Raw genomic sequence first — 1,305 nt, forward strand, 5'->3', positions numbered from 1 at the left:
GGAGAGTGTTCAGTAAAGTGTGTCAAGTAAGAATGTCTTAACTTGACAACAAAATGGGAAAGGGGAAAAAAGACTTTGATTATGCCAGCTTCCGTCAGGAAGCGATTCAACGCCTGATGGCAGGCGACAAAGAACTCACCGGTACAGATGGCGTGTTAGCTCCACTGTTGAAGGATTTACTGGATGCGGTCCTATCTGGGGAAGTGCAGGCGCATGTGGAGCAAAACCGTCCTAACCGCCGGAACGGCAGTAAGGCTAAGCAGGTCAAAACCGCTCATGGTCCAGTAAGTGTGGAAATGCCCAGGGATCGGGAGGGTACCTTTGAGCCACAACTGATTGCTAAAAGGCAGACAACCCTGGGCGAGGGCCTGGATAACCGTATTCTCTCCCTCTACAGCAAAGGTCTATCTTACGAGGACATTCAGGAACACCTCAAAGAACTCTATGGGCTAGAGATTAGCACCGGGCAGTTATCGGCCATAACCGATAAAGTGCTGCCGCTGGTCGAGCAATGGCGTAGTCGCCCCCTGGAGCCGGTCTACGCGTTTGTATGGCTGGATGCAGTCCACTTCAAAGTACGGCAGGAGGGTAAAGTCGTCAGCAAGGCAGCCTACAATGTCTTAGGAGTTGATCTTCAGGGGAGAAAAGATCTACTAGGCATCTACATCGGCGATGCGGAGAGTGCCCGTTTCTGGCTATCCGTGCTGACGGATTTACAAAGTCGGGGTGTAAAGGATCTGCTAATCTGCTCGATTGATAACCTGACGGGCTTTGGCGATGCCATTGAGACGGTATTCCCGCAAGCGGACGTGCAACTCTGTCTGGTTCACCAGGTACGTAACTCTTTGCGTTACGTGACCAGTAAAGATCAGAAGGCGGTAGTGGCGGATCTAAAGCCGATCTACCAGGCAACTAGTCTGACAGCGGCCGAAGCCAAACTGGCTGAATTTGCCGCTAAATGGGAGCCGAAGTATCCGTTAGTCGTAGCGAGTTGGCAGCGGAATTGGCTGCGTTTGACGCGCTTCTTTGAGTATCCAGCCCCTGTTCGGAAGGTGGTTTATACGACGAACACGGTGGAGGGTTTCCATCGGCAGATCCGTTGTGTGACTAAGTCCAAGGGCGCGTTTTCTTCGGAAACAGCCTTACTGAAGGTGTTGTATTTGACCACTCAGCGCATCATGGAGAAGTGGCAAAAGCCCTTAGCGAACTGGTCGTTGACGGTGCAGCAACTGGTCATTTTATTTGGAGACCGTGTGAAGCCTTACATGAAAATTTAAACCATGACACACTTCATTGAACATATCC

1 protein-coding gene is annotated in these 1,305 nt (G+C 51.0%); it reads left to right on the forward strand.

Annotated elements, in window-relative coordinates:
- Window positions 1-53: 53 nt before the first annotated feature.
- The gene (locus tag ABD931_RS29075; RefSeq protein WP_345271641.1) at window positions 54-1,277 is read left to right on the forward strand and encodes an IS256 family transposase; all 1,224 of its coding nucleotides are present in this window, start codon (window positions 54-56) and stop codon (window positions 1,275-1,277) included.
- Window positions 1,278-1,305 lie beyond the last annotated feature (28 nt).

The sequence above is a fragment of the Nibrella viscosa genome (assembly GCF_039541875.1).
Taxonomy (GTDB): Bacteria; Bacteroidota; Bacteroidia; order Cytophagales; family Spirosomataceae; genus Nibrella; species Nibrella viscosa.